Origin of the sequence: Oxyplasma meridianum (assembly GCF_038024865.1) — an archaeon.
In the GTDB taxonomy this organism is placed as follows: Archaea; Thermoplasmatota; Thermoplasmata; order Thermoplasmatales; family Thermoplasmataceae; genus Oxyplasma; species Oxyplasma meridianum.
This window is the reverse complement of sequence record NZ_CP133772.1, coordinates 1,100,650-1,114,050: the sequence shown is the minus strand read 5'-3', so window position 1 is coordinate 1,114,050 and position 13,401 is coordinate 1,100,650. Positions and strand designations below refer to the sequence as shown.

The following is a 13,401-nucleotide window of genomic DNA, read 5'->3' as shown; positions in this document are numbered from 1 at the left end:
ATTTTATGGTTTTATAATGGTATCAAAACAATACTTAAATATCGTCTTACGATACCAAATACATGTTAGATGGGTATATCCCTCTGCTCATAGTCCTCATATTGCTCATACTGGGAATGGTTGGATTGTTCATGTTCCTCCCTACTCTGGGCGAAGGCAGGTTTGAGAAGAAAAAGAGACTTTCGTTCAATCCTTTTGATATCCTGACAAACCTGGTGAAAAGTGAAAATCCACCGGTGAAGTCAACCAGATATCTGGAACCATATGAATCAGGGGAAGTTTCCAGAGGGGAAATAGGAAAGTTTGTTCATGTTCAGTATTATGTCATAATACTCCTTTTTGTTCTTTTCGACGTTGATCTTGCTCTTTTATTCCCATGGGCATTCGACTTCAAGAGTCTTGGCATTCTTCCTTTCATAAATACTCTGATATTCCTTGCAATGCCCTTATTCGTCGTATATTACGCGTTTAAGGAAGGACACATGAGGTGGATGAAATGAAAACTGGTGATGTTGGTCTGCTTACAACTACCCTGGACCAGGCCCTTGAATGGGGCAGAAGTAATTCGCTCTGGCCGCTTACATTCGGTCTCGCATGCTGTGCAATAGAGATGATGGCGATTCAGGCTTCAAACCTGGATATTTCCAGATTTGGAAGCGAAATATTTAGGAATTCTCCAAGGCAGTCAGATCTTATGATTGTTTCTGGAACAGTAACAAAGAAAATGGCACCGAGACTGAGAAGAATATACGATGAGATGCCCTACCCCAAATATGTTATTGCCATGGGCGTTTGCGTTATTCAGGGTGGACCATATAACCAGGGATATTCCGTCGTTCTCGGTGTGGATAGAGTTGTACCTGTTGATGTATATGTTCCTGGATGTCCACCAACCCCTGAAGCACTAACTCATGGAATAATTACATTGCAGAAAAAGATCAGGAATGAAACGGACAGGTGATTATGTTGGTTGAAATCATTGAAGAGACTAAAGGAAAGGACGGGAGAAGGATTCTGAAGGTTGCAAAAGAGAACCTGATAGAACTGATGACCGAACTTAAAAAACAGGGTTTCAATCATCTTTCCCTTATAACCGGTGTTGACAGGAAAGATAAGCTTGAAGTCGTATACCACCTTCATAATTTTGAATCCAAAAAATATATTGTTGTAAAGACTGAAACACTGGACGAGAGGGTTCCAAGTGTTACGGGACTCTGGAGCAGTGCAAACTGGGACGAAAGAGAACAGTACGACATGATGGGAATAGTGTTTGAAGGCCATCCCAATCTGAAAAGAATGTTTTTGCCTGAGAACTGGGTAGGTCACCCACTTAGAAAAAATTACGATCTTAAGAAGGTTCAGTACATAAATATGGATGAAGAGGGCAACGACTATGCCACGTTTGATCCCGGAGATGGTTGGTAATGATGCAGGATCAAAAACCCAGGATCAATCAGGACGGATGGGTGGAACTGAACATGGGTCCGCAGCATCCCTCCACACATGGGGTTCTGAGGCTTAAATTGAAACTTGATGGGGAAATAGTCAAGGATGTAGAACCGGTGATCGGTTATCTGCACAGGAACGCTGAAAAAATATGTGAACTTGACTATTACTGCGACGCCATGATGTACTTTGACAGAATGGACTACGTAGCAGCCATGAATATGGAAGTTGGATATCTCGAAGCAGCTGAGAAACTTCTGGGGATACCGCCTCCTGAAAGAGCACAGTGGATCAGGGTTGTAATGGCTGAGCTGAGCCGTATAGCCGCTCATCTGGTGTGGGCTGGTGCGTTTGGTCTGGACCTGGGCATGCTTACACCCTTCTTTTACTGTTTCATAGAGAGGGAAAAAATTCTTGATATTTTCGTAGAGGTATCTGGTTCAAGGCAACAGGTAAATTACATGAGTATCGGCGGGGTTTATCAGGATTTTAACGATAAGATAATAGCTAAAATAGAGGCTTTCCTGGACCAGTTCTTAGGCAAACTTGAAGATATCTACAAAGCTTTCATAAATAATGATATTTTTATTACCAGAACTAGGGGAATTGGAATACTGGAGCCGGAAGTTGCAATAGACTACGGTGTTACTGGACCAATGCTCAGGGCATCCGGTATTCCTTACGACATAAGGAAGGAAGAACCATATCTTGTATATGACAAATTAAATTTCGACATACCTATTTCACACAAGAAGGATAATCTTGCAAGATTCATTGTACGGTTTGAAGAGATGCGTCAGTCTGTGAAAATAGTGAGGCAGGCTATTAAACAGATTCCCGAAGGACCATATTTTAATCCTAAGGCTAAAAAATCACTGATGATCAGACTGCGTGGCGAGGGAGAATATTATGCAAGAACGGAATCGCCAAAGGGGGAGTTCGGAGTTTATCTTGTAGGTGATGGTGGGGTTAAACCATATAGAGTCCATGTAAGAAGCCCTTCATTCAAGAATCTTTCAGTGCTTCCAGTCCTAGCAAAGGATACCATGGTGGCCGATTTGGTTGCAATTTCTGGAACAATAGATTTGGTTTTCGGGGAGGTAGACAGATGAACGTATTGACTCATCTTGCACAGTTCTTCTCTCCGCTGGGACATTACATATCATATATCTTGGCATACCTTTTTGAGACCATATTTTTCATAATTTTTGTAATGGTAGTCCTGGTCATGATGATCTACCTGTTCAGAAAATACATGGCAAGGCTCCAGTTGAGAATAGGACCAAACAGAGTGGGAAAATTTGGGTTATTACAGCTGATAGCCGACAGTCTGAAACTTGTTGGAAAAGAGACAATACTTCCCAAAAAAAGGGATGATCTGCCGTATAAAGTAGCACCGGTAGTAGTATTTATGGGCCTGGTTCTTGCATTTGCTCTGCTTCCATACGGAGATTTTTTCTATATTGGATCCCTAACAATAACACACTCAGGAGTAAGCGTGATTCTTCTGTTTGCGGCTATCGCAATAATGCCTGTGGGAGAACTTCTTGCGGGTGTGAGTTCAAGCAACAAGTACGCTGTTATGGGGGCACTAAGGGGAGTGGCCAAAGATGTTTCATTCGAGATACCAATGATGATTTCAGTTCTGGCACTTGTTATGATGGCTTCAGGGAGGACTTCCAGTCCTCTTAACCTTGAATCTCTGGTTTCCACACAGTTTATCCCATACGGTATTCCAGAGGTTATAGGCCTGTTTGTATTTTTCATAGCAATGGTGGCAAGGGCATCATACTCCCCATTTGATATGGCAGAAAGTGACAGCGAACTTATTTCCGGGCATTCTACAGAGTACACTGGAATGAGATTCGGTCTGTTCTACATGGGAATGTTTGGTAGCATATTCCTTGGTTCAATGATGGTATCTCTACTGTTTCTTGGAGGCTACAACGGACCATTCTCATCCGATGCAGGGTTTGTATATCTACTCATTAAAACAATGGTTCTGGTATTGATATCATTTACAATATGGCTCTCTCTACCAAGAATCAGGATCGACAAGTTTGTAAATATGGGATGGAAATATCTCCTGCCCATATCAATAATAAATCTGATAATCGCAGGATTTCTCACACTGGGGGTAGGCGTGTTATGATAGGTGTAAAAGAAGTGGAGGAACCAAAAAAGCAGGTTCCGCTGGTGGGAACATTGAAAGCAATGATAACGGTTGGAAAGCACCTTTTCCAGAAACCAGTTACAGTGCAGTATCCAGAGGAAAGACCAAGGATCCCTGACAGGTTCAGGTTTAGAATTTCATTGAGTCTTGATGACTGCGTAGGTTGCACCCTATGCGAACAGGTCTGCCCCAATCTCAGCATTCATATGAACAAAGTCGAGAGAGAGAACCAGAGAAACAAGAGAAAGATATACCCGGACGTGAATTTCGGAACCTGTACGGTATGCAGGAACTGTGAGGAGATATGCCCTACGGATGCCATATACCTGACACACGAATTTGAAACTGCCAGGACAAGAAACAGTTTCACATATTCCCCAGAGGAACTATCAATGCCTGAGGAGGAAGTTATAAAATGATATTTTCAATTATTTTCCTGATCTTTGCCGCAATAATTGTGATACTTGCTCTTATTACCATATCCGCCAAGAATCTGGTTCATTCATCAGTATGGCTGATGATATTCCTGTTTGTGCTCTCAGCACTTTTTATATTCCTTGGAGGTTCAATTGTTGGCGCAGTGGAACTTCTTGTATTTGTAGGGGCTGTAGTTACACTTCTGGTATTTACACTGATGCTTACGGGAGGTAAGGAAATTGAGTAAAAATCTGGCCTATAAGGCATCAGCAATACTGTTCTTTATTGTGTTTGCAATCAGTGTGGTTCAGATTAAGGGCAGCTTTATACCTGTTTCGCAGGATATCGCCTCTATTGGTGTAAATCTGTTCGGCATCTACGTCACACCCTTCGAACTTCTGTCACTTATACTTGTCGGAGGGATAGTAGGCATGTTCTATATAACTGGAAAGGAGGAGCAATAGATGTTAATTCTGCTTGTAGCAATGCTGTCACTTATACTGTTTACCATAGGTCTATATGGGGTCATGACTTCGAATATAGGAATAAAAATGATGATCTCAATAGAAATACTGATCAATTCCGGCATACTTAACATGGTTGCGGTAGGGTCATACTATTACAGCTCTCAACCAATGCTTATGGCCCTCTTTTCCATAGCTATAGGTGTTGTGGAATCGGTCATTGGGATGAGTCTACTCAGTGCAATATATAGAAAATTCGGGAAGATTTCCATCTCCCTCCTGAAAGAAATAAAGTGGTGAATCAATGTTCATATACGCGTGGTTAATCTTCATATCTCCCCTCGTGGGGTTCGTTTTATCCTATCTAGTAGGGATAAAGTACAGAAACTGGTCTGGAATAATAGCATCCACATCAATAGGCCTGTCTCTTCTTTTTTCCTATCTTACATATCTGCAGGTCAATGCTTCAGGCCCAATACATGAAAGCGTCCACTGGTTCTACAGTATAAATTACGGAATCTATGTTGACCATCTTTCAATAGTTATGGTTCTCATGGTCTCATTTGTTGGGTTGATGATACATCTCTACGCAATGCATTACATGGGTAAGGACCCAAACAGGCATATCTATTTTGCAGAGACCGCACTTTTTACTGCCGGTATGCTGGGCCTGGTTATATCATCAAATCTTGTCTTCTTCTTCCTTTTCTGGGAACTGGTTGGACTGTGTTCATATCTTCTCATTGGCTTCTGGTTTTTTAAGCCAAATGCCGCTTCTGCCGCAAAGAAGGCATTCATTGTAACAAGGGTTGGGGATTTACTTTTTCTTGCAGGAATGGCCCTCCTTTACACACATCTTATAGGATTCACCGGGTTGAACGGATCCAGTCCTCTCAGCATACCATACCTCATCAATAATGCAGGGGCTGTTGCTGCACACGTTGGGAAGGTGACCCTCGGTATCGTTTCAGTTCTGTTTCTCGCAGGGGCTGCAGGAAAGTCATCCCAATTCCCCCTGCATGTATGGATACCTGATGCAATGGAAGGTCCTACAACAGTCTCAGCTCTAATACATGCAGCAACAATGGTCACAGCTGGAGTGTATCTGGTAGCAAGACTGTTCCAGATATTCCAGGCTTCAGCACCTTTTGCTCTTGAGTCAGTTGCAATACTTGGGGCATTCACTGCAATCTTTGCCGGCATTCTTGGGCTGGTTGTAAACGATCTCAAGAGGATCCTGGCATATTCCACTATCAGCCAGCTGGGGTACATGTTAGCCGCTATTGGTCTTGGCGGATATCTTGCAATAGGTATTTCAGGAGTCGCTTACGGCATGTATCACCTGGTAGTTCATGCAATGTTCAAGGCTCTACTGTTCATGACAGCTGGTTCTCTGCTGCTGGCAATGATGGAACTCAGGGACGTGAGGCGCATGGGTGGTCTTTGGAAACGTATGCCGGTAACTGTAACCCTCATGTTTATAGGTTCAATAACTCTGGCAGCTATTCCCCCAACTGCAGCATATTTCTCCAAGGACGCAATAATAGATGCGGCATGGACATACTTTACAGGTTCCGGATATGGATTTATTTCATTTCTTCCGTGGCTGTTTATGGTGGTGGGTGCTCTGCTTACTGTGCTTTATACTTTCAGGATGTTCTTCCTTGTGGCATTTGGAAAGCCCAGATCAAAACTCGCTGAAGAGGCAAAGGACCCTCCCCTGCACGTCCAGATACCTCTGTTCTTCCTGGCCGCATTCTCGCTTGGATTCGGTATATGGCAGTCGCATTTCTACGATTACATTCATCCTTCCACGCCAATTCCGTCAGCTCCAATTTATATCGAGGCAATTCCATGGGCCTTCATAGTTATAGGAATTGTAGTAACCTACTATCTCTATGGTACGGAGAGATGGAAGCATTTCCACTTCTCGGACAATCCACTTTATAAAGTTGTTAAAAACAAGTTCTACATAGATTACCTGTTTACCAATATAATAGCTGAGAGAGTTATATTGCCAATTTCGGCAGCGTTCAGCACATTTGAGGAACATTACAACACATCTGTTGATGTTGTTGGGCACGGGACAATGAAACTTGGAACATTTATGCGCAGAATACAGGACGGAATCATCAGAAATTATTTTGTAGTGCTCATCAGTGGTATTTCTATCATATTCATAATAATGGAAATTCTGAGGTTGATCTAAATGTTTCTACTTTCAATATTTATACTGAGCATACTTGTGTCACTAGGTTCTTTTGCATTCAAAGGCAGGAGGAAAGAATACACCATAATATCATCAGCATTAGTTATGGTCCTCACCGTTATTTACAGCCTTATTCATTTTGCATTTTCATATTCTGGAGGCTATGTCTCAGTAACAACCATAGCACTGTCCCCAAGTACAGGAATATATTTTTCCAGCGCTGTGACAGGGTTCACAGACTGGCTTTTGATACTGGGCACGATTATAATATTCATTGCCGCACTCATAACAAATGACAGCAGGGAATCCAGAACAATTTACAGCTACATACTTATAGCAGGATCAGGTCTGTATGGCATTCTAATATCAAGGAATTTCCTCTTTTTCTATATATTCTGGGAAGTCGTTCTAATACCGGTTTATTTCATGATAGGGCAGTTCGGTGGAAGGAGGAAGGATTCCGCATCAATGAAATTCTTTGTTTATACACAGTTCGGGTCGCTTTTTCTCCTTTTGGCCATACTCACACTGTATAATTTTTACTCGCTTTCCCACGCAGGAGTTTTAACTTTCCAGATGTCTGCACTTCTAAACACATCTTTCATAAACACAATTCCAGCACTCTGGAAGGGTTTTCTTATATTCGGGTTTCTTTTCGGTTTCCTGGTCAAGCTGCCATCCTTTCCAGTTCATTCATGGCTCCCTGATGCGTATGAAAGTGCACCTTACCCCGGAACCGTTATTCTTGCCGGTGGACTTTCAGTCATGGGAGGATACGGGCTTTTCGGCATACTCCTGCCGGTATCCGGGATATTCAGCAGCACTGTACTCTATATACTCATACTCCTTGGCATAATAAGCCTCATATACTTTGCACTGACTGCAATGTTCCAACAGATCCTGAAAAGAATGATGGCCTTTGCCAGCGCTGCCGCAATGGGCTTCGTTACAATTGCATTCGGTGCAGGAATACTGGAGGCTGGGACTATAAGTGCTTCAGCTTATGCATCAGCGAATATTTACAATTACACTACATTTTATTCAGGGATACTTGAACTCTCGGGGGGAATGTTCCAGATTGTTGCTCACGGGCTAATAATGGCAATGATTTTTGCAGCTCTCTATTTCATAACTGAGAAAACTGGAAAACAGACCATGATGAATCTGGGAGGCATCTTCAGGGAAGCACCAATTCTTTCATCTCTATTCCTGGCAGGACTCCTTGCCTCTCTTGGCCTTCCAGGGCTGGCAGGGTTCATCGGTGAATTTTCTATATTCATTGGTTCTTTCCAGGCAATAAGCTGGATAATATTCTTCCTGATATTTGGTATGATTGTAACAGCATCTTATCATATTTGGGCCGCTCAGAAATCACTTTTTGGACCTTACAACGAAAACCTGGGTAAAATTAGTGATATAAATTCAAAGGAGATCAGCATACTCATGGGATTACTTATAATGATTTTCATAATAGGAATTGTGCCTAACCTTGTATATGTTCCACTGGTCAGCTACATCGCTCATCTGGGAGGTATTGGTGCCCTATGAATCCATATGTATTCGTAACAGGATCAATTACCTCTGGTCTTTCAGGGGTTCTCGTCCACTATTCCAGCGTTTTCTTTCTGGGAATAGTCGGGTTCATAATACTTGCTCTTGGAATTTTCAGAATTGACAAGAGAATAACTGCAGGTATAACTTTTGCCACCATGGCAATATCGCTCCCACTTCTTTATTTCACAACTTCCGGACCTGCGGTGAGTATGTTTGGTGGCACAATCATCTTTAACGACTTTGGAACTTTTTTTGCAATAGTAATGGTCATATCGTCCATGTTCATTGTCTTCCCGGCACTTCAGAAGATAAATCTTAAATCAGAGGTGTTCTATGCTCTTCTTCTATTCATAACAGTTGGTATGATTATTGCAGCTTTCTCATACAACATAATCACCATTTTCATTGCCTTTGAATCAGTGAGTATAGGGACCTACGTTCTTGCAAGTTTCGGGAAAGACAAAAGAACACTTGAGGCGTCCATAAAGTATTTCTTTACCGGGACCGTAGGAACGGCGTTCATAATATTCGGAGCCTCTTTCTACTTCATGGCCACATCAACATTCGATCTCTTGGGCATAACTACAGTGAATTCTTCAGAAGCATTCCTAATATCACTGGCATTCCTTATTATTGGCTTTGGTTTTAAAATGGCGCTGTTTCCACTTCATCAGTGGGCGCTTGATACATACGATGGTACTGAGAACTCAGTATCAGCATATCTCTCATCAGGAACAAAGGTTCTGGCTTTTCTCATAATACTGAGAATATTCCTTGTAGGTTTCTCATCAGATCAGGAGTCCGTGTACTATTTCTTTGTTATAATAGCTATTCTAACAATGACATACGGCAATATTGCAGCTCTTTCGCAAACCAATCTAAAGAGGATTCTTGGTTATTCAAGTATTGCCCAGGCAGGCTATCTAATACTCGTGGTGGTCATAGTGGCTTACTCTACAACCAACAAGCTTGGGGGTTCAGTAATTGATTTTGCAATAGCTGCAGGGATGTTTTATTCTCTGGTCTACATATTCATGAAGGGAGGGGCATTCATTACAATGAATGTTATTTCGAAAGAGAAGATCGATCTATCTGATATTTCAGGACTGGCAAAGAGATCCCCAGCAACTGCCGTTAGCTTTGCAATAATACTTCTGGCACTGGCAGGAATTCCCTTAACTGGGGGATTCATGGCAAAATACTACCTTTTCATTGCACTGATTTCCGGTCAGCTGTGGTGGCTGGCGGTAATAGCAATCCTCAACAGTGCAATCTCAGTCTTCTATTATCTGAGAGTTATACAGCAGATGTTCTGGAAAGACCCACTTAAGGAGAACACTTTCAATCTCACAAAATGGACAAAGAGTCCAGTAATAGTATCAGCTATTATAGTGGTGGCACTGGGTCTGGCATATGCCATGTTTCCAGTGCTTCTTTCTGCAGCTGGAGGTTTATTCGGGTGATTTTTGATGAATTTGAATCTTGATATGGAAATTATAAAGAGTGCACTACTGTTCGGTGACGTGGATGATGCAATGGAAAGACTGGACAAAAGTATAAGTAATATAGAATACCGGAACAGGATAAACCAGGACAAAAGAAACATGAAAGAATTGATGTTTCTGAATGATTTGAGATTGCTTCTTGAGGGCAAGATTACACTGAAAGATTTCAAATCCAAGGTAGATGCATTAGGCATAGATTTTGATAACTCAAAGTTATATGGGGAGGACACTTTTCAGTCTCTCTATTATATGCTTGAGCTTGTAATAGACAGATATAACATAAAATACCCATCTTTTGATGGAAAAAGATGTGATGACAAATAAGAAGAGGAGTTGAAACTTTATGAGCAGAAATTTTGAAGAATGCTTTTCCCAACTGAAAGAAACTGAGGAATCCGCAGCAGAATGCATACACTGTCTGAAAAAAAACGGGGAACAGATATTTTTTGATCCAGATTTGAAGAGGATGAGGATGGGTAGGGAATTATATGATCCAAAGTATGGTCATGTCATGCAGACCATATCTGATTTATTAAAAATAAAATCACTGGAAGATTATCAGGAAAAGGACAGGGAGTTTAATCTGACAATGTACTGAAGGATCATTAAATGGACGTTTCAGGAAGAGGCAAGGTAGACTTAACAATAGACGAAGATAAGATAGGATGGATAACCATCTCAAATTCAGATGGAAATACCATTGATATAGAGGTTCTGCAGGATTTTCTTTCAGCTCTGACTGATGTTATGGGAGACGAGACCGTCAGACTGGTTGCTCTGGCAGGAAAAGGCAGGAGAGCTTTCTCGGTGGGATATAATGGATCATGTGTAAGGATAAATGATCGGGGTTTTCTCAAAAATATATATTCACTTGGTTTCTCAACATCAAAGGCGCTGCAGACCCTGAACCTGCCAGTGATAAGTGTAGTTGACGGCCTTGCTCTTGGCATGGGACTGGAATTTGCCCTGTCTACTGATATGGTCATCGCATCCCATCATTCAAGGTTCGGCATGCCGGATCTGAAGTTCGGGCTTCCTTCATTCACTGGGATTATACCTGAAATAATGGATCGCTTACCATCTCAGGCCTACAGCAGATTAATTTCTGGGGAGATAATGAATGCTGTTGAAGCGAAATCGCTTGGTATTGTAAGTTCTGTTCTCCCGGATGACAGCTTTTTAAAGGATTCCAGAAAATTTCTTAAGGATATCAATCCTGAACTTTTCACTTTTTACAAATCAATGAGAAGCACATCAAACAAATCTTCCACTGTAGATCGCCTGTTTTTTGATCTATACGACACATCAAAAATTAAATTGAAGGAACTTTACTCATTCCGCAACTCATTATAAATAAGGATCATGGAATTCAGATCTTTCTTCCTAAACAGGTATAATCGGTTATTCAAATAGTTTAGTTGGAAAACGCATCCTTATTGTCCTGCACAGCCTGTTCCATTCTGTGCTTTTCAATTCTTCTGGCAAAATAATACCCGCCAAAGTACAGTATCATCATTGGTACCGACATCACAATCATGGTAAATCCTGTTACTCCAGGCGAAAAAATCATGCCGAACACAAGTGAAGCAACAACAGCATATCTCCAGTTTTTCCTCCAGTAATCAGAATTTACAATACCCAGTCTTGTTATCGCCACCATTATCACCGGGAGTTCAAAGGCAAGTCCAAAAGTGAGAACATATATGAAAAGGAAGGAGACAAAGTTCATCAATCCCATTGAGGTGACGGCCCCAAGGCCAAGGTCAAACCTGTTGAAAATTATAAAAAGTTCAGGGGCTATAAGCCAAAGGCCTACAAATGATCCTGCCGCAAAAAGGGCTGAGGCTGGTATGACAAGTGATTTAACCATATCTTTCTCAGACTTCTTAAGCGCCGGGTTTAAAAATCTTGAGATCTGTAAAACTGTATAGGGCATTGAAATTACAAGAGCCATAAACATTGTAAGGTATAGATCAGCTGCAACTCCATCTGTGGGACGAAAAACAAGAATTTCTGTCCCTTTTGGCAGCACATGACTCTCCACAAGTGCCAGAAACTGACTCCCTGTATTTCTGTAAACATCCGGGTAAATGAAGGGAAACTTAAAACCGAAAAGGTCCAGTGTCTGAACCCTGAAGATCATAAGGAATATAAAAACAATCCCAAACACATAAAAAATCCTTATAACCCGATAACGTAGTTCATCGAGGTTCTTAATGAGCAGTGGTAAAAGCTCCTCGTCGCTCATTGGTTGTTGCTTAGTTTTTCCTTGATTTCTGTCTTAAGCTGTTCTTCGCTTTTTCCTGAGGTTTCAATTCCCAGGTTTTTTGCAGCCTCACTGTAGTTTATATTAGATGGTTTTACAGAGGAAGCATCCGGTGACATTGATTTTCTGAGTTCGTTTTCCAGCTCAACCTGTCCTCTTTTAAATTCACCTGTTGCCCTACCCAGATTCCTGGCAAATTCTGGTATTTTCTTTGTGCTTCCAAAGAGCACCAAAATTACCACTATTACAATTGCCCATTCAATGGGTGCGTCAATCATACTTACACCAATCAAAAATCTCTATTTAAACTTTATAATCTGGTCTTTTAACCTATATACGAAAAAAATAAATTATCTATTTTCCCTGAGGTACTAACCTATATCGACTTCGACTTGGAAATTCTTGTCCCTGTACTTTGAGCAAATTTCAAGAACATTCTCTCTGATGCCATCAGGAATTTTGCTGAAAGATAATGCTACAGCCTTCTTGTTTTTGTTTACCACAACAAATCCAAGCGTCTTGTCATCTGGCATAACTTTGTCTGTTCTTGCATAAGTTTCTATGAATTCGGCCATGCTTTCGGCCGGGTAGTCAGAGATCAGCACCTCAAGGAGATCTCTTAAAGAATCCGGAAGCCTAGATATCTCGACGCAAATTGTGGACGGATGAATATCACCCAGAACCACATTGTACATGGCACAATCTACCAATTGAATCAACTTATACTTTTACTCTTTTGAGGTACCACCTTTCGGCTCCAGCCTCCTTCTCCCTTGCGATTGCGTCTTTGAGGGTTCCGGGTGCTGATGCGATTCCTGAATCTCCTGGCTCCCAGTTTGCTCCTGTTGCAAGCTTGTTTGTCCAGTTGAATTGCAGTGCTTTTATCACTCTCATAATTTCTTTTATATTTCTTCCAGTCTCTGCTGGATAGTAGATCATCCACCTTACAACCTGATTTGGGTCTATTATGAAAACGCCCCTCACAGTCGTTCCAACTTTGGGATCAAGCAGGTTGAATTCAGTTGCAACTTCCTTGTCCAGATCTGCCAGAACAGGGAATGGAACCTCAACTCCGAATTTTTCCTTGATGTCCTTAAGCCAAGCAATATGAGAATAAATACTGTCAACACTCAGCCCTATAAGTTCCACTCCAAGTTTCTTGAAATCTTCGTAGGATTCACTGAATGCCATAAACTCAGTTGTGCATACTGGAGTGAAATCAGCGGGGTGTGAGAATAAGAGAACCCACTTACCCTTGTAGTTGGATAGCGTTATTGGTCCCTGCGTTGAATTCACTGTAAAATCAGGTGCTTTTTGTCCTAGTGTTACTGCCATATTTTAACCACCACTACTAAATCCCGCATTAT

The 13,401-nt window shown here is 41.5% G+C and carries 19 protein-coding genes; 15 read left to right on the top strand and 4 right to left on the bottom strand.

Going from position 1 to position 13,401, the window contains the following annotated elements:
• Window positions 1–62 precede the first annotated feature (62 nt).
• The 15 genes from ndhC to OXIME_RS05790 are packed head-to-tail and all read left to right on the top strand — an operon-like array spanning window position 63 to window position 11,121.
• Window positions 63–500: an NADH-quinone oxidoreductase subunit A gene (gene ndhC / locus OXIME_RS05860; RefSeq protein WP_393970915.1), complete on the top strand. Its 438-nt coding sequence runs from the start codon at window positions 63–65 to the stop codon at window positions 498–500.
• On the top strand, window positions 497–961 hold the full coding sequence (locus tag OXIME_RS05855) for an NADH-quinone oxidoreductase subunit B (RefSeq protein WP_393970914.1): 465 nt from the start codon (window positions 497–499) through the stop codon (window positions 959–961). The genes ndhC and OXIME_RS05855 overlap by 4 nt, the downstream gene beginning before the upstream one ends.
• A 5-nt stretch (window positions 962–966) precedes the next feature.
• A complete protein-coding gene (locus tag OXIME_RS05850) occupies window positions 967–1,425 on the top strand; it encodes an NADH-quinone oxidoreductase subunit C (protein WP_393970913.1) in 459 nt (152 codons plus the stop codon).
• Window positions 1,425–2,558, top strand: coding sequence for an NADH-quinone oxidoreductase subunit D (locus OXIME_RS05845; protein WP_393970912.1), 1,134 nt, complete (start codon window positions 1,425–1,427; stop codon window positions 2,556–2,558). Before OXIME_RS05850 ends, OXIME_RS05845 begins: the two co-directional genes overlap by 1 nt.
• Entirely contained in the window at window positions 2,555–3,598 is a 1,044-nt protein-coding gene (gene nuoH / locus OXIME_RS05840) for an NADH-quinone oxidoreductase subunit NuoH (protein WP_393970911.1), read from the top strand. Before OXIME_RS05845 ends, nuoH begins: the two co-directional genes overlap by 4 nt.
• Window positions 3,595–4,038, top strand: a complete 444-nt coding sequence (nuoI, locus tag OXIME_RS05835) for an NADH-quinone oxidoreductase subunit NuoI (protein WP_393970910.1) — start codon at window positions 3,595–3,597, stop codon at window positions 4,036–4,038. Before nuoH ends, nuoI begins: the two co-directional genes overlap by 4 nt.
• Window positions 4,035–4,283, top strand: coding sequence for an NADH-quinone oxidoreductase subunit J (locus OXIME_RS05830; RefSeq protein WP_393970909.1), 249 nt, complete (start codon window positions 4,035–4,037; stop codon window positions 4,281–4,283). The genes nuoI and OXIME_RS05830 overlap by 4 nt, the downstream gene beginning before the upstream one ends.
• Window positions 4,276–4,500, top strand: coding sequence for a hypothetical protein (locus tag OXIME_RS05825; protein WP_393970908.1), 225 nt, complete (start codon window positions 4,276–4,278; stop codon window positions 4,498–4,500). The genes OXIME_RS05830 and OXIME_RS05825 overlap by 8 nt, the downstream gene beginning before the upstream one ends.
• The gene (gene nuoK / locus OXIME_RS05820; RefSeq protein ID WP_393970907.1) at window positions 4,501–4,800 is read left to right on the top strand and encodes an NADH-quinone oxidoreductase subunit NuoK; all 300 of its coding nucleotides are present in this window, start codon (window positions 4,501–4,503) and stop codon (window positions 4,798–4,800) included.
• Window positions 4,801–4,804: 4 nt separating this feature from the next.
• A complete protein-coding gene (locus OXIME_RS05815) occupies window positions 4,805–6,709 on the top strand; it encodes an NADH-quinone oxidoreductase subunit L (RefSeq protein ID WP_393970906.1) in 1,905 nt (634 codons plus the stop codon).
• Window positions 6,710–8,257, top strand: coding sequence for an NADH-quinone oxidoreductase subunit M (locus tag OXIME_RS05810; protein WP_393970905.1), 1,548 nt, complete (start codon window positions 6,710–6,712; stop codon window positions 8,255–8,257). It begins immediately after the preceding gene.
• Complete coding sequence (nuoN, locus tag OXIME_RS05805; RefSeq protein ID WP_393970904.1) at window positions 8,254–9,726, top strand: NADH-quinone oxidoreductase subunit NuoN; 1,473 nt, start codon at window positions 8,254–8,256, stop codon at window positions 9,724–9,726. The genes OXIME_RS05810 and nuoN overlap by 4 nt, the downstream gene beginning before the upstream one ends.
• A 6-nt stretch (window positions 9,727–9,732) precedes the next feature.
• Entirely contained in the window at window positions 9,733–10,092 is a 360-nt protein-coding gene (locus OXIME_RS05800) for a hypothetical protein (RefSeq protein ID WP_393970903.1), read from the top strand.
• Between the two features lie 19 nt (window positions 10,093–10,111).
• Window positions 10,112–10,366 (top strand): hypothetical protein, encoded by a 255-nt coding sequence (locus OXIME_RS05795; protein WP_393970902.1) that lies wholly within the window; start codon window positions 10,112–10,114, stop codon window positions 10,364–10,366.
• A gap of 11 nt (window positions 10,367–10,377) precedes the next feature.
• Window positions 10,378–11,121, top strand: a complete 744-nt coding sequence (locus OXIME_RS05790) for an enoyl-CoA hydratase/isomerase family protein (protein ID WP_393970901.1) — start codon at window positions 10,378–10,380, stop codon at window positions 11,119–11,121.
• Between the two features lie 61 nt (window positions 11,122–11,182).
• Here OXIME_RS05790 and OXIME_RS05785 read toward each other — a convergent pair whose 3' ends face one another.
• The 4 genes from OXIME_RS05785 to OXIME_RS05770 all read right to left on the bottom strand — a co-directional run bounded on the left by OXIME_RS05785 (window position 11,183) and on the right by OXIME_RS05770 (window position 13,369).
• Window positions 11,183–12,016 (bottom strand): twin-arginine translocase subunit TatC, encoded by an 834-nt coding sequence (locus tag OXIME_RS05785; RefSeq protein ID WP_393970900.1) that lies wholly within the window; start codon window positions 12,014–12,016, stop codon window positions 11,183–11,185.
• Entirely contained in the window at window positions 12,013–12,312 is a 300-nt protein-coding gene (locus OXIME_RS05780) for a twin-arginine translocase TatA/TatE family subunit (RefSeq protein WP_393970899.1), read from the bottom strand. Before OXIME_RS05780 ends, OXIME_RS05785 begins: the two co-directional genes overlap by 4 nt.
• 93 nt (window positions 12,313–12,405) lie before the next feature.
• Window positions 12,406–12,729, bottom strand: coding sequence for a TA0956 family protein (locus OXIME_RS05775; RefSeq protein ID WP_393970898.1), 324 nt, complete (start codon window positions 12,727–12,729; stop codon window positions 12,406–12,408).
• 25 nt (window positions 12,730–12,754) lie between these two features.
• Window positions 12,755–13,369, bottom strand: a complete 615-nt coding sequence (locus tag OXIME_RS05770; RefSeq protein WP_393970897.1) for a peroxiredoxin — start codon at window positions 13,367–13,369, stop codon at window positions 12,755–12,757.
• Window positions 13,370–13,401 lie beyond the last annotated feature (32 nt).